29 protein-coding genes are annotated in these 25,021 nt (G+C 41.0%); 20 read left to right on the forward strand and 9 right to left on the reverse strand.

All coding sequences use genetic code 11. From position 1 onward, the window contains the following. Positions 1-17 precede the first annotated feature (17 nt). Entirely contained in the window at positions 18-965 is a 948-nt protein-coding gene (gene nusB, locus ACO6S0_RS12075) for a transcription antitermination factor NusB (protein ID WP_422348625.1), read from the reverse strand. 168 nt (positions 966-1,133) lie between these two features. Here nusB and ACO6S0_RS12080 point away from each other — a divergent pair, with 168 nt between their 5' ends. From ACO6S0_RS12080 to ACO6S0_RS12115, 8 genes are all read left to right on the forward strand, one after another. Beyond that, entirely contained in the window at positions 1,134-2,885 is a 1,752-nt protein-coding gene (locus ACO6S0_RS12080; RefSeq protein WP_422348626.1) for an ABC transporter ATP-binding protein, read from the forward strand. Positions 2,886-2,963: 78 nt separating this feature from the next. Beyond that, entirely contained in the window at positions 2,964-3,335 is a 372-nt protein-coding gene (locus ACO6S0_RS12085) for a PUR family DNA/RNA-binding protein (RefSeq protein WP_420400388.1), read from the forward strand. Between the two features lie 89 nt (positions 3,336-3,424). Further along, the gene (locus ACO6S0_RS12090; RefSeq protein WP_422348627.1) at positions 3,425-5,944 is read left to right on the forward strand and encodes a M14 family metallopeptidase; all 2,520 of its coding nucleotides are present in this window, start codon (positions 3,425-3,427) and stop codon (positions 5,942-5,944) included. Positions 5,945-6,158: 214 nt separating this feature from the next. Beyond that, entirely contained in the window at positions 6,159-7,025 is an 867-nt protein-coding gene (locus ACO6S0_RS12095) for a hypothetical protein (RefSeq protein WP_422348628.1), read from the forward strand. 94 nt (positions 7,026-7,119) lie between these two features. Next, on the forward strand, positions 7,120-7,383 hold the full coding sequence (locus ACO6S0_RS12100) for a ribbon-helix-helix domain-containing protein (protein ID WP_422348629.1): 264 nt from the start codon (positions 7,120-7,122) through the stop codon (positions 7,381-7,383). Next, a complete protein-coding gene (locus ACO6S0_RS12105; protein ID WP_422348630.1) occupies positions 7,370-7,657 on the forward strand; it encodes a type II toxin-antitoxin system RelE/ParE family toxin in 288 nt (95 codons plus the stop codon). Before ACO6S0_RS12100 ends, ACO6S0_RS12105 begins: the two co-directional genes overlap by 14 nt. A 63-nt stretch (positions 7,658-7,720) precedes the next feature. Continuing rightward, a complete protein-coding gene (locus ACO6S0_RS12110; protein ID WP_422348631.1) occupies positions 7,721-8,266 on the forward strand; it encodes a dihydrofolate reductase family protein in 546 nt (181 codons plus the stop codon). Between the two features lie 142 nt (positions 8,267-8,408). Further along, the gene (locus ACO6S0_RS12115) at positions 8,409-9,422 is read left to right on the forward strand and encodes a hypothetical protein (RefSeq protein WP_422348632.1); all 1,014 of its coding nucleotides are present in this window, start codon (positions 8,409-8,411) and stop codon (positions 9,420-9,422) included. Between the two features lie 56 nt (positions 9,423-9,478). Here ACO6S0_RS12115 and ACO6S0_RS12120 read toward each other — a convergent pair whose 3' ends face one another. Then, entirely contained in the window at positions 9,479-10,555 is a 1,077-nt protein-coding gene (locus ACO6S0_RS12120) for a lysophospholipid acyltransferase family protein (RefSeq protein WP_422348633.1), read from the reverse strand. Further along, on the reverse strand, positions 10,516-11,433 hold the full coding sequence (locus tag ACO6S0_RS12125; RefSeq protein ID WP_422348634.1) for a bile acid:sodium symporter family protein: 918 nt from the start codon (positions 11,431-11,433) through the stop codon (positions 10,516-10,518). Before ACO6S0_RS12125 ends, ACO6S0_RS12120 begins: the two co-directional genes overlap by 40 nt. A gap of 87 nt (positions 11,434-11,520) precedes the next feature. Here ACO6S0_RS12125 and ACO6S0_RS12130 point away from each other — a divergent pair, with 87 nt between their 5' ends. From ACO6S0_RS12130 to ACO6S0_RS12140, 3 genes are read left to right on the forward strand one after another with little or no spacing between them, the layout of a single operon-like run. Then, on the forward strand, positions 11,521-12,087 hold the full coding sequence (locus ACO6S0_RS12130) for a thioredoxin family protein (protein ID WP_422348635.1): 567 nt from the start codon (positions 11,521-11,523) through the stop codon (positions 12,085-12,087). Positions 12,088-12,096: 9 nt separating this feature from the next. Continuing rightward, positions 12,097-12,417, forward strand: coding sequence for a cupin domain-containing protein (locus ACO6S0_RS12135; RefSeq protein ID WP_422348636.1), 321 nt, complete (start codon positions 12,097-12,099; stop codon positions 12,415-12,417). A gap of 7 nt (positions 12,418-12,424) precedes the next feature. Further along, the gene (locus ACO6S0_RS12140) at positions 12,425-12,946 is read left to right on the forward strand and encodes a GNAT family N-acetyltransferase (protein WP_422348637.1); all 522 of its coding nucleotides are present in this window, start codon (positions 12,425-12,427) and stop codon (positions 12,944-12,946) included. On the opposite strand, the gene ACO6S0_RS12145 is transcribed toward ACO6S0_RS12140, so the two are convergent. After that, positions 12,947-13,489, reverse strand: coding sequence for a YfiT family bacillithiol transferase (locus ACO6S0_RS12145; RefSeq protein WP_422348638.1), 543 nt, complete (start codon positions 13,487-13,489; stop codon positions 12,947-12,949). A 164-nt stretch (positions 13,490-13,653) separates the two neighbouring features. Between ACO6S0_RS12145 and ACO6S0_RS12150 the strand changes: the two genes are divergently transcribed. Beyond that, positions 13,654-14,292, forward strand: a complete 639-nt coding sequence (locus ACO6S0_RS12150; protein ID WP_420400401.1) for a peroxiredoxin — start codon at positions 13,654-13,656, stop codon at positions 14,290-14,292. Positions 14,293-14,336: 44 nt separating this feature from the next. On the opposite strand, the gene ACO6S0_RS12155 is transcribed toward ACO6S0_RS12150, so the two are convergent. Beyond that, positions 14,337-15,164 carry a hypothetical protein gene (locus tag ACO6S0_RS12155; RefSeq protein ID WP_422348639.1) on the reverse strand — a complete coding sequence of 276 codons (828 nt, stop codon included), beginning with the start codon at positions 15,162-15,164 and terminating at the stop codon, positions 14,337-14,339. A 335-nt stretch (positions 15,165-15,499) separates the two neighbouring features. Here ACO6S0_RS12155 and ACO6S0_RS12160 point away from each other — a divergent pair, with 335 nt between their 5' ends. After that, complete coding sequence (locus ACO6S0_RS12160; protein ID WP_420400402.1) at positions 15,500-15,694, forward strand: cold-shock protein; 195 nt, start codon at positions 15,500-15,502, stop codon at positions 15,692-15,694. Between the two features lie 457 nt (positions 15,695-16,151). On the opposite strand, the gene ACO6S0_RS12165 is transcribed toward ACO6S0_RS12160, so the two are convergent. Next, positions 16,152-17,084, reverse strand: coding sequence for a peptidylprolyl isomerase (locus ACO6S0_RS12165; RefSeq protein ID WP_422348640.1), 933 nt, complete (start codon positions 17,082-17,084; stop codon positions 16,152-16,154). A gap of 183 nt (positions 17,085-17,267) precedes the next feature. After that, positions 17,268-17,417 (reverse strand): hypothetical protein, encoded by a 150-nt coding sequence (locus ACO6S0_RS12170; RefSeq protein ID WP_422348641.1) that lies wholly within the window; start codon positions 17,415-17,417, stop codon positions 17,268-17,270. A 28-nt stretch (positions 17,418-17,445) separates the two neighbouring features. Here ACO6S0_RS12170 and ACO6S0_RS12175 point away from each other — a divergent pair, with 28 nt between their 5' ends. The 6 genes from ACO6S0_RS12175 (at position 17,446) to ACO6S0_RS12200 (ending at position 21,804) form a co-directional block, all read left to right on the forward strand. Further along, positions 17,446-19,233 (forward strand): hypothetical protein, encoded by a 1,788-nt coding sequence (locus tag ACO6S0_RS12175; protein WP_422348642.1) that lies wholly within the window; start codon positions 17,446-17,448, stop codon positions 19,231-19,233. A gap of 121 nt (positions 19,234-19,354) precedes the next feature. Beyond that, on the forward strand, positions 19,355-19,702 hold the full coding sequence (locus tag ACO6S0_RS12180; RefSeq protein WP_422348643.1) for a hypothetical protein: 348 nt from the start codon (positions 19,355-19,357) through the stop codon (positions 19,700-19,702). 73 nt (positions 19,703-19,775) lie between these two features. Then, positions 19,776-20,204: a GNAT family N-acetyltransferase gene (locus tag ACO6S0_RS12185; RefSeq protein WP_422348644.1), complete on the forward strand. Its 429-nt coding sequence runs from the start codon at positions 19,776-19,778 to the stop codon at positions 20,202-20,204. Between the two features lie 243 nt (positions 20,205-20,447). Continuing rightward, on the forward strand, positions 20,448-20,933 hold the full coding sequence (locus tag ACO6S0_RS12190; protein ID WP_422348645.1) for a hypothetical protein: 486 nt from the start codon (positions 20,448-20,450) through the stop codon (positions 20,931-20,933). A gap of 44 nt (positions 20,934-20,977) precedes the next feature. Beyond that, positions 20,978-21,451, forward strand: a complete 474-nt coding sequence (locus tag ACO6S0_RS12195; protein ID WP_422348646.1) for a hypothetical protein — start codon at positions 20,978-20,980, stop codon at positions 21,449-21,451. Between the two features lie 119 nt (positions 21,452-21,570). Continuing rightward, complete coding sequence (locus ACO6S0_RS12200; RefSeq protein WP_422348647.1) at positions 21,571-21,804, forward strand: hypothetical protein; 234 nt, start codon at positions 21,571-21,573, stop codon at positions 21,802-21,804. Between the two features lie 45 nt (positions 21,805-21,849). Here ACO6S0_RS12200 and ACO6S0_RS12205 read toward each other — a convergent pair whose 3' ends face one another. Together ACO6S0_RS12205 and ACO6S0_RS12210 are read right to left on the reverse strand one after the other, a co-directional pair. Beyond that, a complete protein-coding gene (locus tag ACO6S0_RS12205; protein ID WP_422348648.1) occupies positions 21,850-23,247 on the reverse strand; it encodes a M20/M25/M40 family metallo-hydrolase in 1,398 nt (465 codons plus the stop codon). Next, a complete protein-coding gene (locus tag ACO6S0_RS12210) occupies positions 23,244-24,128 on the reverse strand; it encodes a PPK2 family polyphosphate kinase (RefSeq protein ID WP_422348649.1) in 885 nt (294 codons plus the stop codon). Before ACO6S0_RS12210 ends, ACO6S0_RS12205 begins: the two co-directional genes overlap by 4 nt. 178 nt (positions 24,129-24,306) lie before the next feature. Here ACO6S0_RS12210 and ACO6S0_RS12215 point away from each other — a divergent pair, with 178 nt between their 5' ends. Further along, on the forward strand, positions 24,307-25,020 hold the full coding sequence (locus ACO6S0_RS12215) for a hypothetical protein (protein ID WP_422348650.1): 714 nt from the start codon (positions 24,307-24,309) through the stop codon (positions 25,018-25,020). Position 25,021: the final 1 nt, after the last annotated feature.

The following is a 25,021-nucleotide window of genomic DNA, read 5'->3' on the forward strand; positions in this document are numbered from 1 at the left end:
AATTAATCAAATATTGTTTACTGAAGTCCACGACCCATTTTTTGCAATTGTCCCGTGGATTTATACTCCTTGGCCAGCTTGTCCAGCACCCCATTGATAAAAATGCTGCTCTTTGGAGTAGAGTATTCCTTGGCCACCTCCAAATATTCATTTAAGGTCACTTTTTCCGGTATCGACGGAAAATTGAGGAGTTCGCAAATAGCCATCTTCAGAATGATGGAATCTATTTCGGCAATTCTATCATTGTCCCAATTTGGGGTTTTCCCCTCAATCTCCTTTTCCCATTTGGCATCATTCAACAAGGTTTTCGTTAAAAGGTCATTAGCGTAGACCATGTCCTGCTGATCCTTGAGCAAAGCGGGTAAAAAGAAATTCTCATTGGAATTGGCAGAGGCCTTTTTCAGTTTTTTCACCAGGTAGGTATTCACTATAGGAATGTCATCTACCCATGTGAGCTTGTCATCCTCAAAGTACTCATAGATTTTCTCGTTTGGTGCGATGATTTCCTTGAACAATTGAATGATGACTTCTTTATCCTGCTCATATCCATTAGCGGTATCGGTCATATAGGTTTTGTAAATATCACTGCCCATAATTTCCTTATGGATGATTTTTACATACTCCTCATTGAGGTACCAATTATTCAATTTTCTATTGGATAGTTCTTGCTGAAGCTGTTTGTTGGAAGCAATCTGGACCAACAACCGATTTTTGATGAACTTCTCTGGGTCTGGATATCCGTCTTCCTCGGAAGCCAAGTATTTCTTGGATGCGTGCTGCACGTGTTTCTCCGCCAAGCGGTGCAGTTCTACCAACAGACTCAATACCAATAAATAGAGCACATACATGTTCTCTATACTTATTTTTAAAAATTTTTGCTGCTTCTCCAAGGAGTCGTCCTTGGACTGGATCAATGCGTATATGCATTGCATTACCTTAACTCTGATGTGCCTTCTGGTCAGCATTTTTAAAGAACTTTATAGTGTTTTGTTGGCATTCACTGCGCAAAAGTAATCTTATATTTTCATCCAGCCTACCAAAGTTGTTTTCTTATCAGTTTTATAACATTTACTTTGTAGCTTATCGGCTATATTTGCTGAATTGTCATTAAATAAACCACCGCAATCCCTCCTATGAAGGAACTCAAGCACCTTAATAAATACTTTAAAAAATATTGGTTTAAGCTACTCATTGGGATTATCATCACCATTATAGCCCGGGTGTTTTCACTGATAATGCCCTCTTTTGTGAACAAATCCATACAGGTTGTTGAGGATTATGTAGGGAATATCTTGTCCAAAGGGGAAGCCAAGGAAATTCTTTTTGAGTACATCCTGATCATTATTGGGGCCGCCCTATTATCGGGATTGTTTACGTTCTTAATGCGGCAGACCATCATCAATGTCTCACGTTATATTGAATACGATCTCAAAAACGAAGTTTTTGATCATTACCAACTGCTTAGCTTAAGTTTTTATAAAAAAAATAGGATTGGGGATCTCATGAACCGCATCAGTGAGGATATTAATCAGGTGCGTATGTATGTTGGGCCGGCCATTATGTACGGAATGAACACCCTTACCATGTTTGTGTGTATCATTCCCCTCATGTTTATCAAAGCGCCCACCCTCGCGGCCTACACCTTGATTCCACTGCCCATTTTGTCGGTATTGATTTATCAAATAAGCAAAATCATTCATAAACGGAGTACTAAGGTGCAGGAATTTTTGAGCACGTTGTCCACTTTTACCCAAGAATCTTTTTCAGGTGTTGCCGTGATCAAGGCGTATGGCTTGGAGCCCAAAATCAACACGGAAGTGGAGGCGCTTGCTTTGGAAGGAAAAAATACCAGTATGGACCTTGCCAAGGTCAACGCCTGGTTCTTTCCCTTAATGATCTTGCTCATTGGAATCAGCAACGTATTTGTAATCTACATTGGCGGAAAGCAATACATTGATGGGGAAATTGCCTCCATAGGTATTATAGCAGAGTTCATTCTGTACGTGAACATGCTTACTTGGCCCGTGGCCATTGTAGGATGGCTCACCTCCATCATTCAAAGAGCCGAGGCTTCCCAAAAAAGAATCAACGAATTTTTGTTGGAAGAACCCGCTATCAAAAATGAAGTTACGGAACGCACCCCCGTTACCGGTGGTATCGAGTTCAAAAATGTAACCTTTACCTATGAGGACACCAACATTACTGCCCTCAACAACATTTCGTTTACCATCAAGCCTGGGGAAACGGTGGCCTTCTTGGGAAAAACAGGTTCAGGTAAATCTACCATTTTGGATTTGGTTGCCCGATTGTATGATGCAAGTTCTGGACAGATTTTGGTGGACGGAAAGCCAGTGAAAGAGTTCAACCTGGATAGTTTGCGAAGTAGCATAGGGGCTGTGCCGCAAGACGCCTTCCTATTCTCGGACACTATAGAAAACAACATCCGTTTTGGAGACGAAAACGCTTCCTTTGACGAAATTGTGAATGTTGCCAAAAAAGCTGTGGTGCATAATAATATAGAAGGGTTTGCCAAAAAATATGATACGATTCTTGGAGAACGTGGCATTACCTTGAGCGGCGGACAAAAACAACGGGTTAGCATAGCTAGGGCCCTGTTGAAAAACCCTCAAATCTATCTTTTCGATGATTGCTTGTCTGCAGTGGACACCGAAACGGAGGAGGAGATATTGAACAACTTGAAACAGGTCTCCCAAAATAAAACTACCCTAATTGTAAGCCACCGCGTATCCTCTGCCAAGAATGCCGATAAGATCATTGTTTTGGAAAATGGTTCCATAATCCAAGAAGGTACTCATGCCGAATTGAACAATATTGAGGGTTACTATAAAGAACTGTATCTGAACCAACTCTCTGAGAAAGAATAGGAAAAAAGTTGCTGGATTAGCTTTTTTTTTACATTTTTGGTAGAATTATTCACTATTGCACTAAACACATTTGACCACATGAGGGATAAAGATATTATGGATCAGGAAGAGATCTATTCCAAAGTCCTAAGAGCCGGTAGAAGAACTTATTTCTTTGACGTACGAAGCACCAAGGCCGGGGATTATTATCTAACCATTACAGAAAGCAAAAAGTTTACGCATGATGATGGTTCTTTCCATTACAAAAAGCACAAAATTTATCTGTATAAGGAAGATTTTACCGCATTCAGGGAAATTATGGAAGAAATGATGGATTACATCATCGACGAAAAAGGACTGGAAGTCATTTCTGAACGACATCAAAAAGATTTTAAAAAGGAAGAGGAAAACGGGGTCAGTGAAAATGGAGCAGCAGGAAACTTTACAGATGTCGACTTTGATGACATCTAAGACCTTTTTCTTTTAAAAAAAGCTTAAAACGGTCTGCGCAATGCAGGCCGTTTTTTATTTTTAGCATCGACTAATTCAAATATGTTCCTATGAAACAATTCAACTTCCTGCTTTTGGTATTGTTGGGCCTTAACCTTACCGCACAAACTGTAACCCTGGACTATTACTTGCCAGATCATCTCAACTACAACCCCAACATCCCAAAACCGGCCGATGTTATTGGCCATGAAGTTGGCGAGTGGCATGTGACCCACGACAAATTGGTGTTCTACATGCAGCAACTGGCAGCAGCTAGTGACCGAATTACTTTGGAAGATCGTGGGAAGACCTTTGAAGGTCGCCCCATACTATTACTTACCATTACATCTCCAAAAAACCATCAGAATATTGAATCCATAAGGGAGCAACACCTGGAGTTGTCCAATGGTAACGGAAATACCAATACTTCGGACATGCCCGTAGTGGTCTATCAAGGTTTTTCCATCCATGGAAATGAGCCCAGTGGTTCCAACGCTGCTTTGGCCTATGCCTATTATTTGGCTGCTGCGCAAGGACCGGAATTTGAAGCCATGCTGGATGATATGGTTGTTTTATTGGACCCTAGTTTTAACCCGGATGGATTGCAGCGTTTCGCCTACTGGGCCAATACCAATAAAAGCATCAACCTAAACCCGGATAGCAATGAGAGGGAGTACCACGAAGTTTGGCCAGGTGGGCGTACCAACCACTATTGGTTTGATATGAACCGGGATTGGCTTCCGGTACAACTTCCGGAAAGTAGGGCGCGGATTGCCTCTTTCCATAAATGGCTTCCCAACATCCTTACGGACCATCACGAAATGGGAACCAACTCCACCTTCTTTTTTCAACCTGGAGAGCCTTCACGGGTAAATCCTTTAACCCCGCATATCAATCAAGATTTGACACGCGAAATTGGCTCCTACCACGCCAAGGCCTTGGATAAAATTGGTTCGTTATATTATTCCGAAGAAAACTATGATGATTATTATTACGGCAAAGGTTCAACCTTCCCCGATGTGAACGGAAGTATTGGTATCCTGTTTGAACAGGGAAGTTCCCGCGGACATATCCAAGAGAGCGAAAATGGCATTTTGACCTTTCCCTTTACCATTCGAAACCAGTTCACCACCGCCTTGTCCACAATAGAAGCGGCCAAAAACATGCGCACCAAACTGTTGGATTACCAGCAAAAATTTTATGCTGATATGAAAACCGAGGTTGGACGAAACAGAACCAAGGCCATTGTGTTTGGGGACAGTAAGGATGCATCCAAAACGTATCATTTGGCGGAGATTCTGAATCGACATCAAATCAAATTTCACGAACTCGCCAATGATGTGACCATCTCTGGAAAGCAATACAAAAAGGGGGCTAGCTATGTGGTTCCGATGGACCAAAAGAACCCAAGATTGATTCAGGCGATGTTTGAAAAGCGCACCACCTTTAAGGATAGCTTGTTCTATGACGTTTCGGCTTGGACCTTTCCCCTCGCTTTCAACGTGGATTACGCCAATTTAAGTTCCCTATCCAATGCATGCCCCGAGGTTACCGATTTTCAGGCTCCGAAGGGCAGTGTAAGTCAGAAAAGCAACTATGCCTATATATTTGAATGGCATGAATATTATACCCCCAAGGCATTGAATCAGATAACAAGCAAAGGGTTACGCGCTAAGGTGGCCAAATCGCCCTTCACTTTGGAAGGCAAAACCTATGATTATGGCACCATCATGATACCAGTTCAAAACCAAAAGTTGGATGCAGACCAGCTATATAATTTCTTGAACAAAGTTGCCCAAGAAAGTCAAATACAGCTAACTGCCGTTTCTACTGGGCTTACCCGCGGAATTGATTTGGGAAGTAATGATTTTGACCCCATTCGAAAACAAAAAGTGGCCATATTGGTGGGTGACGGGATACGTTCCTACGATGCAGGCGAGGTATGGCACCTATTTGATACCCGCTACGATATGAAGATCACCAAATTGGATACCCGTGATTTTGACGATGTGGATTTGGACCGATATACGGACCTTATCCTACCCAGTGGTTGGAGCAGCAGTCTCCTTAACAAAGAAGGAGCAGGTAAAATCAAAGCTTGGGTAAAAGATGGAGGTACGGTAATTGGATACCGCACGGTTGTGGACTGGTTTAAAAAGAATGAGTTCATTAAGGTGGATGCAAAAAAGGATACTTTGGTGGCCAAGAACATCCCTTTTGATCAAAAGAACGACTTTACGGGAGCCCAAGTGACGGGGGGAGCTATTTTTGAAGCTAAAATTGACCGCTCCCATCCCATTAATTATGGGTATAAAAACGACCGTTTGGCCCTGTTCCGTAATACCAATATCTACCTAAAGCCTGAAAAAAACAGTTACGACAACCCCATTCAGTACACCAATGATCCTTTGTTGAGCGGCTATATTTCGGAAGAAAATGCCGAGTTGATCAAGAACAGTGTGCCCTTTAAGGTAAAAAGGTTGGGCAAGGGTCGAGTGATCTTGTTTACAGACAATACCAATTTTAGGGCATTTTGGTACGGAACCAACAAGCTGTTGATGAATGCCATTTTCTTTGGACAAATGATGTAAGTACAAATATGAGTGTTTGATGTTGAATGTTGGGTTGGAATCAATTTAACATTCAACATTTAAAATTCAACATTACAAGACCAGGTTCATTCTTTCACCCATAACCCTGAGTCCAAAAAATCAAACCCTGAATTCTAAAGAGAACATAATATTTATAGAAAACGGTAATTACTCTGACATAAAAGCCGCGCTAAAAAGATGGATTGAATTGTACTTGGATAACTTAGACTCAAGTTTAAAGTTTAATCTATACAAGCATAATAATACTTACACTTTTATTCAGCTTAATAAGGAAATTAAAAACGAAGTCTTCAATTACTTAATCAACTACCTTACCTACCCAGAAAATGTAAAAGGCAAACTTAAAGTCTACGGATTTACCAGAGTTAACAGCGATAAACTATTTCCAACAAAAATGATAAGCCAACCTATTCAAGTCTACGCCCCCATAAATGACTCTGACTTCGATGTGGTTTATGCCACACTTGAATCTGGGCACACATTTAGAATAGGTTTTGGAGAAAACAAAGTTACAACTGTCAATCAAGGTCGGTGGAGTATGCCTAAGATTGAGTTCTGGAAAGCCGATTATGAAAGCATTGGAATTAACAAAAAATCAATAGTTCAAAATAAGGTAGGTGGCCAAATTGAAAAATTTAACTCTCGTTTTTTAGTTATATCCGTTTTGTTCATAACTGGAACAATTTTGGCTGGATACCTAACATACCAAACTGAGAGTTTTGTGTCCGTTGTTAAAACATCCTCATTCGGCTTATTTTTTTGGATCATGCTAGAATATGAGCAATTAAGAGTGAAAAGTGCCTATATTATGCTCTTCGGCATTTCGTCATTTTTAGCGTTTTGGGGCTATCATTTATCATTTGAAACCGAGCACGACATTTGGGTGAGGTCAACAAAAATGAGTTTGATTTTTCTAATATTATATAAAATTTTGAGGTATTTCTATCTCTTACTTTTTAATAGAGAACCTGATTTTGACAGAAGTGCCAGCTTAATTGAAGATCGGGTTTACTCATTTTTACTACTTATTGGAACCGTATTATGTAGCATGTTTATTTGAATTTAGGCACTGGAATTTTTATACAATTAATTCATTAGTGATTTTCTTTTGGTTCATTTTAGGTGTATATTTACACCAATTTAAACGATAAATCATGCCCAGACAGAGTATTTCGCTTACCCGACCCAATGACGACTGGCTAAAATCCCAAGTGGACAGTGAGGAGTATTCCAGTAAAAGTGAGGTGGTGAATGACCTTATTCGCCGGGCCCGTGAAAATCAAAAAGAGATAGCATATATCCGTGCCAAATTGGAACGGGCAGAACAAGACATGGCCGTAAACGGCCCTACAACCTTAACCCCAGAACAAATGTTAAAGGAGTTTAAGGAAAGGGCTAAAAAGGATGGCAAACTATAGATTATCTCCCCAAGTCAAGGAGGATCTTTACCGAATATGGCACTATGGTTTGAGGCAATTTGGAGAAACCCAAGCCAATGCATATTACCTTTCCTTTTTTGCACAATTTGAAGTAATAGGATGTGAACCTTGTCAGTTTCCAGTGGCTGACCATATTAAAAATGGTTATCGTAGGTGTGTCCACAAATCAGACACCATCTATTTTCGGGTTTTGCCAGATGTAGTAGAAATCATCGCAATCATCGGCAGGCAAGACATAAAATTCATCAAATAACATTCAGAAATTAACAAGAATAGTTACCTTCAACTGTTATTTCTCCCTTTACTTAAAAACTCAATGAAATACAAAAACAGCGTATTTATAGGTGCAAGTCTGGACGGCTATATTGCCGATAAAAATGGCGGATTGGAATGGTTGGATATGGTACCAAATCCAAATAACGAAAGTTTGGGCTATTTTGAATTTACCGAAAACATTGATGCCCTGGTCATGGGGCGTACCACCTTTGAAACGGTTCTTGGATTTGATGTGGATTGGCCCTACACCAAACCTGTTTTTGTATTGAGCAATACCATAGATACGATTCCGAAGAGTCACGAGGGGAAAGCGTTTTTGGTAAAGGGCCCCTTGACAGAAGTGTTGGAACATATCCATCAAAAAGGATGTCATCGGCTTTACATTGATGGTGGGACAACCATCCAAAATTTCTTAAAGGAAGACTTGATTGATGAGATGATCATCACCACAATTCCCATTTTACTTGGTGGAGGTTATCCCCTATTTGCGGAACTTCCCAAAACCTTGGAATTTGAGCTTGTGGAGTCCAAAGTTTATCTGAACCAGTTGACCAGTCGCCATTATGTGCGCAAACGGATTGATTGAAATCCAATTTGGTACGGATGTAATTCAAATCACAAAGTTTAAACCAACACCGTAATTTTAGCAACATTCCCTGTTGTTGTTTTACTATCTTTAACATATCTCCCATTATTTTAAGCGTTTAAACCTCTTAGCAATTTGTGAAATGCGAATCAAAACAACAATATCGGTTCTTGTCCTAATGGTGATGACTATAGGACTGACATCATCATTTGTTTCAAATCAGAAAGACACTTCTTCACCCCCTAGTCAAATTCAGGAATCCCTTTCTTTTCATACAGATGGTTTATTCAATGCAGAACTCTTTGATTATATATTTAGAGGGGAGTTTGAAAGTGTAAAAATCACGCGTACCGACACCCAATTTCTAATGATTTTTGAGCAATACCTCCGAACTTTTGGTAAACAATGCCCAAGTTCCTTGCCATCCAACAAAGTGGAAATCATGAATTTGGTCTGTGCTACGGAACAGGTGACCACCAACGGGTATGGAATTGAAACGGATAGGACTTGTATTGAATGGACCACGGTTGGCTCCGGAATCTATGCCAGACCAGATCTTTACAAAGCCAAACTAAGCTTGGAGAGTCTGATGAGCAAAGATGTGTTTAGGAATGCAATTGCCATGGCAGCCGATCCCAACGCCATCGGCAATTCTGTGGATATGATCCATAAGGCCAACGGGTTGCGTAACGACATGGCGCAACTATTCAGTTTAAACCAGTGCAACAACCCTGGGGTACGGCGATTTGAGGAAAACCTTAAAAGGTTTGCTTCAAGCCAAGAGCCCATAAGAATGAAAGGTACTAGCAAGTACACCACCATGAAAGTTTCAGGCGGCCCAACAGGACCACAAAATTTATCCCGACTGGTAGATGACCTTGTGGCCAATCATTCACAAACTTGGGCTTTCAATAGGTATGTGCCGGGAAGTATTTCAGGTTTGGAAGTGTATTCCAAAGACCATCTAGGAAGACCCAAGAATTTAAAGGCCAACTATCGCTATAAGGGATTTGCGGGCAGCAGTGCAGGTTGGGTACAGGTAAGCTTTGAAAATGGATTGCCCAAGTGCATCTATTTCTTCGACTTTCCGCAAAACTGCAAAAACCCAAACAGCAGTATTGTGGCATCTTACGCCCAAGGCAAGTACAAAAAATGAATGCTTGCAAGAGTTCTACACATCTCCATTAGAAGATTTCAGGGATGTCCATCAGATCAAACCTCCGTTTTCAACCTAGCGGATGCAATTCCAATTTTAACGAGTACAAGGTTAACCACCGTATGCGCTAGAACAGCCACAAATGCCAAATCGGCACTATAAATATTCCAAAGCACAGTTAACAAACCAGCATAAAATAAAGGGTAAGTAAGTAGCACGAAACCCAATCTAAAGGTGGCCATAAATTCGGGTTCCGGTACTTTGGGCTTCAATCCTATCCGCCATAAAAAGATCCAAGGTAGGTTCCACAAAAGAAATAGCAATCTCAAAATTTTGGGAGCCAGGTTCCTTTTTTTAGGTCCCATCGGTGAAAAAACCCCTTTGGCTATTGTTGCATTGGCTTCCTCTGGATTGAGGTAGCATTCACCTTCCTGCCCCATCTTCCGTATGATTTCATTATACTCTGTTTCTGGGAAATGGGTGGTCAACCGTGTAAGGTTTTCAAAAACCCTTTGTTTTAAGTCCAAAGAATCCTTGCACTCCTGTACAGAAATAGGCGACCCAAAACAGAGTGTGGCCGAATCCCCAGCTTGGGTGGGATATGCATAGTTTTGACCGACAGGCACCAATTGCAACTCCAAATTGGGATCTTTTTCCAATGCATTTTCAATGATTCGCGTAAAACCTTTACTCAATGGCCTTACCCTACGTTGAAGGCTATGATTGGCCTCGGGGAACAATACAATTGATGCATTGGCCTGAAGCAATTCCCCACATTGGTCAAAAATTGCCATGTTCTTGTGCAGATTCGATTTTCCATCCCTAATCCGATAAATGGGAATCATCAGTAAAAACCGAAAAAGGGATTTTATAAACTTTCCCCTGAAGACATCGGCACGAGTGATAAACCAAGGATTTTTTTTAACGCTGGTTGCAATCAACAACACATCCATCAGGGCATTTTGATGGTTGGAAAGAAACAAAACCGGTTTGTCCAAGGGAACATGCTCCATACCCACCACTTTGATTTTCTTATAGTAGCAGAATAATGCGAGTTTAACCCAGATTTTTAAGAAATAATAGCCTAATTGTTTCAAACCAACTCTTCTTTTTCCACAGGTCTTCCGCCCCATATTAGGCCAATGGCCAGACCAGAAACCAAATGCCAAATGCCCCAAAAAGCGGTAAGCAAAGCCATTCCTCCCAAGCCATCAAAAAAGGTGAAAATCAGCAATAATCCCAATCCCGAATTCTGGATACCCGTTTCAATGGTGAGACATCTAACGTTTTCTGGCGAGAACCGCATCAGCTTGGCTACTGAAAATCCAGTGAGAAAGGCCACCAGATTATGGATGACCACAAGCCAAAAAACGTAGAACACGTATTCCATGAAAATATCTCTGTTTTTGAACAGTGCCACAAAGACGAGAAACACAAAGAAGAGTAGTGATCCCATCTTAAATCCTTTGGCCAATTTTTGGGCAATTCTGGGTCGATAGTGGTGTAACAACATTCCCAAAATCAGGGGTACACCCAACAAGAGGGCTACCAGTTTAACCATTTCCAATGGGGATATGGAAACCTGCTGCAATATGGATGCTGTTGGAGCATACAGTCCTCCCCAAAAACTAAGATTAAATGGGGTCATAAATATGGCCAGCAGGGTCGCAATTGCCGTTAAGGTAACAGATAAGGCCGCATTCCCTTTTGATAAATGGGTGAAAAAATTGGAAACATTTCCCCCAGGACATGCAGCAACCATGAACATGCCCAATGCGATGCTGGGTAAAGGTTCAGTAATCCATACCAAAACAAAGGTTATGATCGGAAGCAACACAAATTGGCTCGCTACCCCTGTCAAAACCAACCTTGGGGTTCTTAAAAGTCGTTTGAAGTCATTCATGGAAATTTCCAGAGCTATACCAAACATGACCAAGGCAAGGGCCACATTAAGTGTCCAAAGGGCTTCTTCGTCAAAGTTGATGCGAACGTTATCTATAAGTTGCTCCAAGAACGTCAGTGTTTGCCATACAATATACAGGATTCTTTCAATTGTGGATAAAGTCCACTAAATTCATGGTTTAAAACGAAGCAAACCATGGCAAGAACTCCAAGTAATATGTTAGCCTTGGGAACCAAGGCCCCCGATTTTAGTTTGGTGGATACGGTTACGGACACCCAAAAATCTTTGAGCGAGGTAAAAGGTGAAAAGGGCACGGTAATCATGTTTATCTGCAATCACTGCCCTTTTGTGGTGCATGTGAATCCTGAAATTTCCAAATTGGGCAAGGAATACCAATCCAAAGGAATTGGGTTTGTTGCCATTTCCAGCAATGATGTGATCAATTATCCCGACGATGCGCCTCACTTGATGAAGCAAAAAGCTGCTGAAGAAGGCTATACCTTCCCCTACCTATACGATGAAACCCAGGAAGTGGCCAAAGCATATGATGCAGCCTGCACCCCTGATTTTTATCTCTTTGATGGGAATTTGGATCTTGTTTACCGAGGACAATTGGATGATTCAAGACCTGGCAATGGGCTTCCGCTAACGGGAACCGATTTGCGCAATGCAATGGATGCCCTGTTGGCAGGTAAGGCCATCGATAGCGAGCAAAAACCCAGTATTGGTTGTAATATAAAGTGGGCCGATAATCGGCATTAATTAGTTGATATGCGAATTACAACCAAAACAGCACTGCAAGAATTGGCCAAGCATGATGGGCCTTTCAAGACCCTTTTTAATCATGGAACCTTGGAGGTTGAAATCTACAAACCCGAAAAAGTGGATTTGCAACAACCCCATACAAGGGATGAAGTATACGTAGTGATTTCCGGGAACGGGGAATTTCTGAATGGCGAAGTCCGTACAACTTTTGGCCCAGGGGATTTTCTTTTTGTTCCCGCTGGGGTAGTGCATAGATTTGAGAATTTTACAGACGATTTCTCAACCTGGGTGCTGTTTTACGGCCCTGAAGGTGGAGAGCAACCATAAGCTAAATATGACAGTCCATTTAGAACCCCTCACCCAAGAAACACTTGCTGAATATATCAGCATTGGTAAACAGTCGTATCACGAGCACTATTTGCACTTATGGGAGAACAGAGACCCAGCGCCCTATATCAGTAGAAGTTTCACAGAGGAAGTAGTGGCAGCCGATTTCAAAAACCCCAACCTAAAGCACTTCTTGGTCAAATGGGAAGATAAAACTGCCGGTATTGTAAAATTGGTGGTGGACAGTCCGTTGGATGAACATGCTTCCAATGTATCCTTATTGGCCCAAAAAATCTATTTGTTGCAAGCTTATGCAGGACAAGGATTGGGCAAAAAAGTGCTACTGCTCATTGAACAATATGCCAAAAAGCATGGTAAAAAAATCCTGTGGTTGGATACCATGCAAAAAGGTGGACCCATCAAGTTTTACCTGAAGCAAGGATTCCAGATTAAAAAAGAGAGTGAGCTTAAAATTCCAGGGGCCATTCCTTCGGAAAAACCCATGTGGGTACTTACCAAACAGCTCTGATCACCAACCTTCCCTTTTGATCAAGTTTTCTATATGGGCAAAATGATGGCTTCCATGCCAGGCATAACGGCCAATATTCTCATCCAAGGTGGTTTCTTCGTTCCCTTCGGGATGGGTAAATTTTCGCTCTAACTGTTCCTGGGAAAGACCCTTGAGCAAAAACACCAACTTGGCATGCACTGCCTTTAAATGATCTAAGGACATCTGGATAGGAGCGGTTTTGGCATCAAAAAGCTTGGACCATTCCTTTTCAAAATAGGGTTTGATCACCGGGTTATCCTCAGTTAATGCCCATTTAAATCGGATATAGCTGTGGTGATGACTGTCGGAAATATGGTGAACCAGTTGTCTCACCGTCCAACCTTCCGGTCTGTACGGTGTTTCCAATTGTTCTTCCGAAAGGGGGGTCACCATGGCCTCCAATCTATTGGGCAGATGCTCTAGAGTGGAAATCCATTCCTCCCGTTGCTCTTGGGTAATTGCTTTCGGAATATGATAAGTTCCGATAGGGTAACGCAGTTGTTCAAGTGTTTCTTTTTCCATAGCTTAAAAATAGCAACTTTGATATGGAGTCCATCAAAAAAATGGACCAAAATTGGATGGGAACCCAAAACTTTAATACACTTTTAACTTGGATAAAAAGCTAGGGAAAAACTATGCCTTAACTTTATAGTTCACCAATTTTCAATAAATAAAAAACAGAATACATGGCAACTTTACGTTTGGGCGATACCGCCCCAGATTTTACAGCTGAAACTTCTCAGGGAACACTTAATTTTTATGAATATCTAGGAGATGGTTGGGGAATTCTATTTTCGCACCCGGCAGACTTTACTCCCGTATGCACCACGGAATTGGGGACCGCAGCCAAATTCAAACAAGAATTTGAAAAACGCAATGTAAAAATGATGGCATTGAGCGTTGATGGCGCGGCATCCCATGCCGAATGGATCAAGGACATCAATGAGACGCAAAACACCGTGGTAAACTTTCCCATTGTGGCGGATGAGGACCGAAAGGTGTCCGATTTATATGATATGATCCATCCGAATGCGGATGACACCTTGACCGTACGTTCCGTATTTATTATTGGACCGGACAAGAAGATAAAATTGACCTTGACGTATCCCGCTTCCACCGGACGCAATTTTTATGAACTTCTGCGGGTGGTTGACTCCTTGCAGTTAACCGCTTACCACAAGGTGGCCACCCCTGCCAATTGGGAAAGTGGAGAGAAAGTGGTTGTAAGTCCAGCAATTCCAACAGGTGAGGCCAGAGAAATTTTCACCAAAGGAGTTGAGGAAGTAAAACCTTATTTAAGATTGACGCCGGATCCGACGGTTTAGCAAAAAAAACCTCCCAATGGGAGGTTTTTTATTCAAGGGTTTTCTTATTTCCGAAGTTCTGGGATTACCGTATATACATAGTCCCCGTGGACACCTGTAAAATATTTATTGGCCATTTCTTGCATTTTCTTTTTCCCTTCATCATCGGACCAATGCTCAGCGAACAGTTCGTTGTTTCTGGTAAACATATCGTCTAAATCCTGCATGGAATCCACATAAAAGGCTTCAGCAAACTCCCTTCTGTCCGATCCCCAAAAATGAGCGTTGGGGTAGTAACCTTTAATTAGCTCGTTTTTATGGAAAACGTTTTCCACGTACTCTTTAAAACTGGCCATAAATTCTTCCTGGGACCCATCTCTTGGAAATTTAAACTGACTTCTTCGTACAAAAAGAATGTTGGAAGTGGTGTCCGTAGCAGCCCTAGGCTTAGCATGTGGCATTGTTGCATAGATTTCGTCAGAATGGAAGTCTGAGTAATATTCATTTCTCTTGTCAAAGTAGGCATCTCTCGCATCTTCGTCAGGCCAAGCTTCTTTGATAAGTTCACTATTTCTATCTGCTGCCTTATCTATGGCTTCCCAAGAATCGTATACACTAACCAATATTAACTCCCTGTTGTCCGGAGTATAACGGTGGGTATATACACCTGTGCCCATGATATGTTCATTCTTCATGGTAACCTTGTCAAAAAACTCTTTTTCCACATCTTTCCATGTATTCATATCAAAATTGTCGTAATCCATGTTCCAATGCAAAGTAGTAACGGTAATGTACTTTGGAACTTTTTCTTCTTCTTCTTGGGCGAACCCCACGGAAGTAAACAATAAAGCTGTAATTGCTAACAGCAGAAAACGGTTGGTAGCTTTCATCATTGAGATTGTTTTAGTTAATAATAGTTGTTGTTTGACTCCTAATGACAAGTGGGGAAACAATCTCCTCTTAAAAGCGGGGAACTGGAGTAACCTTGGGAGGGAGTATAGTAAGATAGTGTTTTTTATTTAAATACTTAGTGTACAAGCACTTATAAAAAGAAAATAAATGCCAATTTCGTAGTTTTTTATTGATTCCAACAATGGATATTTCTTACACAAACGTTTTTGACCCGTGTATAAATAAGACCCAGAAGTTCAAATAAATTATTTTACAGGTCTTTTCCAATAAATAAAGCGTACCTTCGCCGCTCATTTAATTTTTTTAACATTTAGTAATGAGTAAAGGAACAGTAAAATTCTTCAACGATTCTAAAGGCTATGGCTTTATCACTGAAGATGGTTCAAACACAGATCACTTTGTACACGTTTCAGGTTTAATCGATGAAATTAGAGAAGGTGACGTTGTAGAATTTGAACTACAACAAGGTAAAAAAGGATTGAACGCCGTAAATGTACAAGTTATAGATTAAGGTAACAGCACACTTTTTTATAAACAAACCCGAGCTATTTTGCTCGGGTTTTTTTGTTTACAATTTTCTTTTATAGATACGCAACCTCTCCTACTTTTTTAATCTAAACACTAAACACTTATTGTTCCCCATAACCATTAAACAAAAAACTTTATGAATACCTTCTTTGCCATTCTCTCTATTTTGTTGGCTATCAATTTGCTTTTATTACTTGTTAGCGTAAATAGTTCGAAAAAGTAATACAATATAGTAGGGTATTTCTTCGTTCAATTGTTACTCAACTGAAACAAAACACGAACTGAATATCTAAATCCATTAACTATGGGCACTTTCTTTACTGTATTGCTTTTGTTATTAGCGCTCAACTTCTGTCTATTGCTAGTGAGCGTGAATCGATCAAAATAAAAAAAGCTTCCTTTTGGAAGCTTTTTCTTTTATGTGTCTTATGGAAGCCGGGTTACTTCACATTCATCAATTCCACATCAAAAATCAATGTTGCATCCGGAGGAATTACCCCTCCTGCGCCAGCACTTCCATAGGCCAAGTTGGAAGGAATCACAAAACGTGCCTTATCTCCTACTTTTAACAACCCTATACCTTCGTCCCAACCAGGAATTACCTGTCCTACGCCCAAGGTAAAATCAATGGGTTGGTTTCTGCTGTAGGAAGAGTCAAAAACCTGTCCGTTGGTCAGGCTTCCTTCATAATGTACGGAAACCGTTTTTCCCTTTTCCGCTTTGGAACCACTTCCTTCCTGAATCATTTTGAAACGCAATCCACTGTCCGTTTTGTCAAATCCGGCAGCCAGTTTTTCCATTTCAGCTTCTGCTTTGGCCTTGGCTTCTGCAATTCGCTTTTCACGAGCTCCCTCAAAAGTTCGAAAAGCTTCAATAGCGTTCCAGGATTCAGCTTCGGCTCCCACCCGAACAATCTCCAAACTGTCTATGGCATCTCCTTGGGCAATGGCATCAACCACTTCCTGTCCATGTTCCACATGTCCAAAAACCGTGTGCTTGTTGTCCAGCCATGGTGTAGCCACATGGGTTATAAAAAATTGACTTCCGTTGGTACCTGGGCCGGCATTGGCCATAGAAAGTACTCCAGGGCCTTCGTGGGTAAGTTCAGGGTGGAACTCATCATCAAATTTGTATCCTGGGTCCCCTGTACCCGTTCCTTGTGGACAGCCCCCTTGAATCATAAAGTCGGCAATTACCCTATGAAACTTTAATCCATCGTAGTAAGGATTTCCTTGAGGTTTAGCACTGTTTTCCATGTTTCCTTCGGCCAAGGCCACAAAGTTGCCCACTGTTCCAGGGGTTTTATCATGGGTTAGTTTTACCAAAACCTCTCCTTTATTGGTATTGAATTTTGCGTAGATTCCGTCTTGCATTACTTTGGATATTAGATTATTCGATTGCTCGATTCTTCAAATTTAAGGCTGCAAAGGTAGGAGTTTTTATGAGTTGGGTCTTGGAATCTAGCATGAAAATTCATTTCTTTGGTTTCTAGGGCTAAGACAGTTCCTCCTTTATTTGATTGGAAATCAAACCTTACTGTCCGCCCATTTTTGTTTTTAGTAATTTTTGGGCCAAGACAGTTCCTCTTTTTCTTGCATGACAAGAGCCGTAATACTGTCCGCCCTTCTTTTACCCCCAATAATATTGGGAATGTAATCTTCAACCTGAACATGTCGAGTATGGATTTTCTGTATGCCGACATTCAATTCAACCTCATTTTTAAAACCAATTTAGATGGATGAGGTACTCTTTTTAAGCTTAAAACTTTTCGATTCGATTCCCAAAGGAAAAACCGGAAAACCTTGTATAAAGGAAGGTCTAAGGTATGGGGTGGTCATTGATGCAAATGCATCGTATGCCCAGCAGCAAGTTCTTCGGTATTTTAAACAAAATACGTTGGAAGGCAAACAATTGAACGCCACTTTTCATAAATCTTGGAAAGTAATCCGGGACCATGACCGGGAGGAGCTCTTTTTGCATCAGATTCTTCATTATATGACAACCTATGGGACCCATTTCACCTCTGACTTTATCTATATTCCTACTGAGCCGCTCAAAATTCCCAAAACCAAAAAAATCCCTTTGTTGGTCATCCGTGGTCTTGAAAAATCCGAGTTAATCCAAAAAGCTCTGGATTTGCTTTCAACCGGAGTTGCCCTTGAGGAAAGTACTCTTGATGACATCCTTATGTTCTTATCTCTTTTGGAATATAAGTTTGAATCCCTTGATTTTATTAAGAACAAAGAAGCGCTGGTCAAAATTATTTTTGAGACCGGGGTTTACCCAAAATCCCCAACTGAATTTCTAAGATTCCTTGTCTATTTGGCCACAGACTCTACACTTTTGATTAAAAACAAGGAAACCATAGAACGGATCCAAACCATTACGTTGGATATTTCAAAAGACCTTCACAGCTTTGGTCTCGAAAAATGCGCCACAATTTTTAACCGGTTCAAACCTATTTGGTTGGCCTTTAAGTCCAACCCCAAAAACGTCCCTGCCATCAATAAAATTAGTAAGCTGTCCAAGGTGTACCACCAGCCTTTGCCCAAGGACATTCTTAATCATGTGACCTCAGGTCAATATTCTGTATCGGAAGTGGAAAAAGCGCTTGACAACGTCAATGTTTTTAGGAAAATTAGACTGTTGAATGCCTTGAACACCAGGCTTAATCTTGCTAGCTCCTACCTATATCGAACGAGAAATGGCAAAGCCTTTGCAAAAGAAGTTGATTCCAAAGATAGGCTCAAGTACTACCAAGAATTGTATGATTTACTTTATGGACAACTGAAACTCCATTTAGATGTAATTGGAAAACGAATAAAGTATCCCAAATTGGTAGATTACGCCTTGCCATCTTCTGAAAAAATGTTTGTTGGCAATGTTCCTGTAGGTACCCGAATAACGGCTCCAAAACTAGTTTCCGGTATTTATTGGAAAAATGAATGGGGAGCAAAGGACCTAGATCTTTCTGCCCTTCCCATTGGAGGCAAGGTTGGGTGGAACAGTGCCTATGCGGCTAAAGGACTTATGTACTCCGGCGATGTTACCAATGCGCCCAACGGGGCATGCGAACTACTGTTTACCAAGAAGCAATTGCCCAATCCTGCTTTATCCATGGCCAACATTTATAATGGTGAGGTGGGATGTTCCTTTAAATTCGTTATTGGTTCGGCGTCCAGCATCAGCAAAAATTATATGTTCCATCCCAAAGAAAAAATCATGGAATTGGAAACCACCATGAAAGCGCGACAACAGATTTTGGGACTGTACTTACCCAGTATGGGTAAATCCCTAACCCTAATCCTGGTCAATGCCGCTTTTGGGAATTTTAGTGTTAGCGGGAACCGCAATCATTCCATACATGCCAGACAGGCATTGTATTATCAATATTCCAAACCCATTTCATTAAAGCAATTGTTAATCGATGCTGGAGCTAAATTGACCCTAGAGGAAGACTGCGATTTAAACCTATGCCCGACTAGCTTGCAAAAGGATACCCTAATCAATCTTTTTTCTTAATCCCACCCCTCTTTCTCCCAAATTATTTTAGTTGATGGAAAAAAGGCCATAAATTCAAAATAATACCCAGAAATGTTTAGCTTCGCCCGCTGTATTCATAAACTTAACCTCTACAGTTTCCATGAAAAACATTGCTGTCCTAATCGCCATACTACTCCTACTACAAAGTTGCCAGACCTACAAAACCGTAAGTATTTCGGAAATTACTAAAGGGAGAAAGTACCAGATTACACTGAATAATGGGCAACTGCTTGAAACCAAATGCCAGGGGGTGGCAGATGAATCCATTGCTCTTAGAATCAATGGCAACCTTATGAACTTGTCTAAATCCGATATAGGCAAGGTAAAAAAGCAAAAGACATCGCCTTTGGTCATTATTGGAGGTATGGCTGTAGCTGCCGTTGGGGTGATTACCTTGTTTAATGCTTCGGACAAGGAATCCATCTTGGAAAGAACCTCGGGAAACTAAATGAGAAAGTCAATTCTCAAATTTTTAGTAAGGTTGTTTCACTTTTAGGAGTAGGATTGATTTACTTTGCTATATGCAAATCGATATCCTAAAAGAAGAAAACCTCACACCAGAAATCCAGCTACGGGTGAATCAATTGTTTAAGCAATTGGCTCCTCAGCTAAGGCCACTGAACTTAAAGCAGGTATTACGGGATGGGAATCAGGTTACCCTAGTGCTTTGTACCGAAAATGAACAAATCCTGGGGATGGCCTCACTTTGTGAATACCAAGCCGTTTCTGGAAAAAAGGGATGGATTGAGGACGTTGTGGTAGATGAAAATGCCAGGGGAAAGGGTATTGGACGAAAACTGATGGAAAAGCTCTTGGAAATTTCCAAGGACAGAGAAATTGCCGAAGTACTTTTGTTTACCGGACATCATCGTTTACCAGCCATGGCATTGTACGAAAGTTTGGGTTTTAAACTACGGAAATCAGGACTGTATTTCATATCTAATAGATGAATACAATTCTTAATTCATTGCGTTTACAAACGTTTTCTTCCGTTTAATTTGGAAAATGGTTTTTTCCTACAAAAAATAATCCTTAGGTTTATCTAATCTCAATGATATCCTACAATGAACCTCTCCGGATATCAATTTCAACCTTAGATTTTTTTATTAATCCTTATTGCAATGACAGTTTTTACACTGTCTTACATTAGGTAGGCCTCGAACAAATATTCTCTAACCAAAAACTTACAACTTATGAGAACCCAAATCAACTATCTGTTTTCCATTTCTTTTGTTTTATTATGCTGTTTTTCTTGTTCTCAAGAAGAGACTTCTACATTTGAGGAACCACAGCCGGTGAAGCTGCAACTGGAATTTGAAACCACCTCAGAAAACACACAGAATGGGGGTGACTTTGAAACTCCCCACTTAGAAATTATTTCCACCTCTCCGTTGGTAATTGAATCTACAAACCTGAAAGTTATTTCTGCTTGGGACGAGCAAAACAACCGGTCGATCAATGGAATCGTACGAGCGGATGTTTTTATCCCAAATCCCGAGAACGATGATGATCCATGTGAATTAACCCATATGGAAGGTTATGCACTTAACTTAAATACAATGTGTTTCGAGCATGGCATGTATAGAGTATGGCCGGATTGTAGTGTTACATTCACATCCTACAATGATTCGCCAGGAGAGCATATTGTTTGTTTAACCGAATTGGTTTCTCCACTGTAATATAAAAACACGTTGTAATTTTTTCCAATCAAAATTTATAAACCATGAAAAACCAAATCATCTACTTTTTTACCTTTTCCCTTGTACTTTTGCTCTGTTGGTCCTGTTCCCAAGAGGATACCTCTACCATGGAGGAACCACAAGTTGTAAAATTGCAATTGGAATTTGAAACTTCCACTGAAAATGAACTCGAAGGGGCCTCTTTTGAAACTCATCACTTAGAAATTATTTCCACTTCACCGTTGATAATTGAATCAGAAACGTTGGAAGTAGTTGAAATCGAACATCCCCTCACTGAGGAAATTGTTGAACTCATCGTCCCAAAACGAAACAATCAAGAAAGTATCAATGAAGACCCTTGCAAAGAGGAGTTTTCAGAGGTATTTGTCTATCATCATAATACAAAATGTATTTATTTTTGGGGAACTAGAGTACAGTGGGAAGATTGTAGCATAGAGTGGTTTCCTGCAAAAATGGAACTAAAGTACTGTTTTGGTAAAATGCATACATATTACTAAAGAATGTAGTTCATTCATCATTCATCGATCACTAAAGTAATACGCAACAATCCATGGATGGCTCCATTATACAGAATGAATAGAATGTTTATCCTTAAACCAACTCAATAGGCATATTCATGAAAGATACCTTAACCGCCATCATCTCAGCGATTAAAATAATCAAAGAAGAAAATCCCGAAAGTAAATCCATTGGCATTTTGGAAGATAGCTTAAAGACACTCTGTAAATACTATGTCATGGATATGTCGGCAATGTCAAGTGTCATAGGGTTTGATCAAGTTAAGGAAGAATTGGAAAACAGTTTGAAACTACTTCAAATCGTCGCCAACAAATCCGAAGAAGGGAGCTGAACCCAACATTCTAACAAAAGAATCAAATATAAAGGATAGCTAATGCTATCCTTTAATCTTTGTATTGGGAATTGTTCCGTATTTATCAATCAAATACACCAAACTGGCCATAGTAGCCGCCCCCAACTGCAGTTCCCTTTTGTTTACGTGCTCAAAGGTATCATTTTCAGCATGGTGGTGGTCAAAATAGCGTTGGGAATCAGGTCTGAGCCCGGCCAAGACCAAATCTTGATCCATAAGCGGGCGAATATCGGCACCACTATAACCTTTTACGAACATATGTATGAGATAAGGCTCAAAAAGTCCCTTCCACTGTTGGATATGAGCTAAATTTTCATCAGAGCAATTAAAGGAAAACCCTCTGGGCGTAAAACCTCCAGAATCGCTTTCAAGGGCAAAAACATGTTTTTCGTTTTTACTTCGGGCCACCTCAGCGTATTTGTTCCCACCTCTTAGTCCATTTTCTTCATTCATAAACAGCACCACACGCAGCGTCCGCTCGGGCTTATACCCTGTTTGTTTAAGTAACCTAAGCACCTCCATACTCTGCACGCATCCTGCTCCATCGTCGTGGGAACCATCTCCCAAATCCCAAGAATCCAGGTGTCCGCCCACAATCATGATCTCGTTGGGGTAAGTGGTTCCCCTAATCTCCCCAATGACGTTATATGATTGCACATCATCAAACTGTTTGCAATTCTGCTTAAAATAAAACTTGATATCCGGGTTCAACCTCAAAGTGGCACTTAGCAGCTCCGCACCATTGGTGCTTATGGCCGCAGCCGGGATTCGATTAGCAACGGGAACATCCCCGTAACTCATAGATCCCGTATGGGGGTAATCGTCCAATCTTAGGTTCATGGACCGTACAATAACACCAGCAGCTCCAAATTTACCTGCCTCCGCTGCACCAGCGTAGCGCTGGTCCACACATCCGGAGTATGACTCAAAGGTGCTGATAAGGGTAGGTTCCATGGGTCTGTTGTAAAAAACAATCTTCCCTTCTATTTTTTCACGTCCCAATTTTTCCAAATCCTCAATGCCCTTAACCTCCACAATGTTTGCCTTGATACCGCCATCCGGGGTAGCAACAGAACCTCCCAGGGCGCAGATAGGCACATTGGTGGTAAGTCCAGGTTTGGTTTCTATAAACGCGAACTCAGGAGTTCCCCTCACCCATTTGGGAACCATTACGGGCTGTAACCATACCCTGTCCAATCCCAAAGAATCTAATTGGGCCTTGGTGTAATCTACGGCTAATTGAGCTTGCACAGAACCCGAAAGCCGCCCACCAATTTGGTTGGACAAATGGTTGAGCCAATCATAGCCCTGACCCTCCGTAAGGGCCAAATCATAAATGGCCTTGAGCTGTTTCTCGTCTTCGGATTGGGCAAAAACAGTGGTGCTTGCACAAAATAAAATCAGGAGTAGGATTGTTCTCATTCGCTTTCTTTTTCCAATTCTTGTTTGAAGGTTTCTAAATTAGCTTTTATTTCGGCATCCAACTCAGGTTCCTGGATATCTTTATATTTTTTTAACGCTTCCAATAAAATCGAGGCTACTATCACCCTAGCCGCTCTTTTATTATCTGCTGGAATAATATACCAAGGCGCATGCTCCTTCGAGGTTTTGTTGATTGCCTCTTCATAACAATGCTGGTAAGTATCCCATAGCTTACGTTCCTTCAGGTCGCCAGGAGAAAACTTCCAGTTTTTCTCCCTAAGTCGAATCCTACGCAATAAACGTTGTCTTTGCTCTTCTTTTGACAGATGCAGGAAGAATTTAAAAATCAAAGTGCCATTTTCGGCAATATGCCGTTCAAAATCGTTGATTTGGCGATATCTATCCTCCCAAAAAGCTTCGTCGATATCCTCCACAGCGTCAATTCCTGGGATGTTTTCACCTAAAATATAGGTGGGATGTACCTTGGTCACCAGTACATTTTCATAGTGGGTGCGATTGAAAACACTGAATTTACCCCTTGCCGGAAGTGCTATATAATGCCGCCATAGATAATCATGTTTCAGTTCCAAATCCGTGGGAACCTTAAAACTATGCACCTGAACCCCCCGAACATTGAAATCTTTGAACACTTCCCTGATCAAGCTATCCTTGCCAGCGGTATCCATGCCCTGTAAACAGACCAAAACCCCATATTTTCCATGGGCATACAGTTTATCCTGAAATTTCCCGAGTTCTTTCCGAATTTGCTCCAATTCCTTTTTGAGGACCTTGTCCGGGCTATCAAATGTCTCCAACGTGGCTTTTTGGTCCAGTTTAATGGGCCCTTGCACCTTATATTGGTCTAAATCCTTGTTTTCCATGGGAATGAATATAGTTTTTTTTGGTCAGTCCTTCAACCATCGTTTAAAATGCGCAACTCACCGATCCAAGCTACATCTTATAGTTGAAGTTCGTGTTTTATCGATTTTTTTTACCGATGGCGGATTCTTCATCTAAATTCGTAGGAAACATAAGACGCACCGTCCCAAATCGAGCGTTATGAAAACAAGAAAGATTATCCTACTTATAGTCTTTATCTTAGGCGTTATCAGCCTTTTGATATTGTCTTCCTTTATCTCGCACAACGCTTGCGAATACGCCAATTCAAATTTGGATTACATTAAGGATAAAACCCAGGCCGCCATTGTTGCGGACAATTTTGAGCAATCCAAGTATTTGGCTTACAAAGCACTTAACAGTATTGAAAAAACACGCTCCAATTTTGTTGAATGTGGATGCGATAGTGCCATTGAAAGCCTGGAAGCAGCCCTTTTCTACCTAAAAGACGCTACCAAGGCCCCTTCCTTTACTGCTTCCAAAAAATTACTGCACACCGCTCTGGAGAACATGGAAATTAGCGGTAAGGTCTTAAAGATTTTTGAGGAAGAATCTGTTAGTACCTATGGCAATGATGTCTTGTTTTTAAACACTACCGAGGCCTTAAAGCAGCAAGGGGGAGTAGTTTTAAGCGATGCGAACCCTATAAAAAAACAGGTGCATAACTGCTTGTTGGGTTTTGAATCTTCATTGGATAAGGTAGTTACTGGAGTTGAATGCAATGAAGCGTATCAGTTTATATCCAAAATTCATGAGGAAGCCAGCGAAACCCTGCTTAACACCGAACTCTCGGAACACAAAAAGCAATACCATCACAGGGTACAGACGATTACCATGGGCGCGCTTCAGCGTTTAGGGGAATGTTCGAAACAATAAG

Source organism: Flagellimonas sp. (genome assembly GCF_965233845.1).
Taxonomy (GTDB): Bacteria; Bacteroidota; Bacteroidia; order Flavobacteriales; family Flavobacteriaceae; genus Flagellimonas.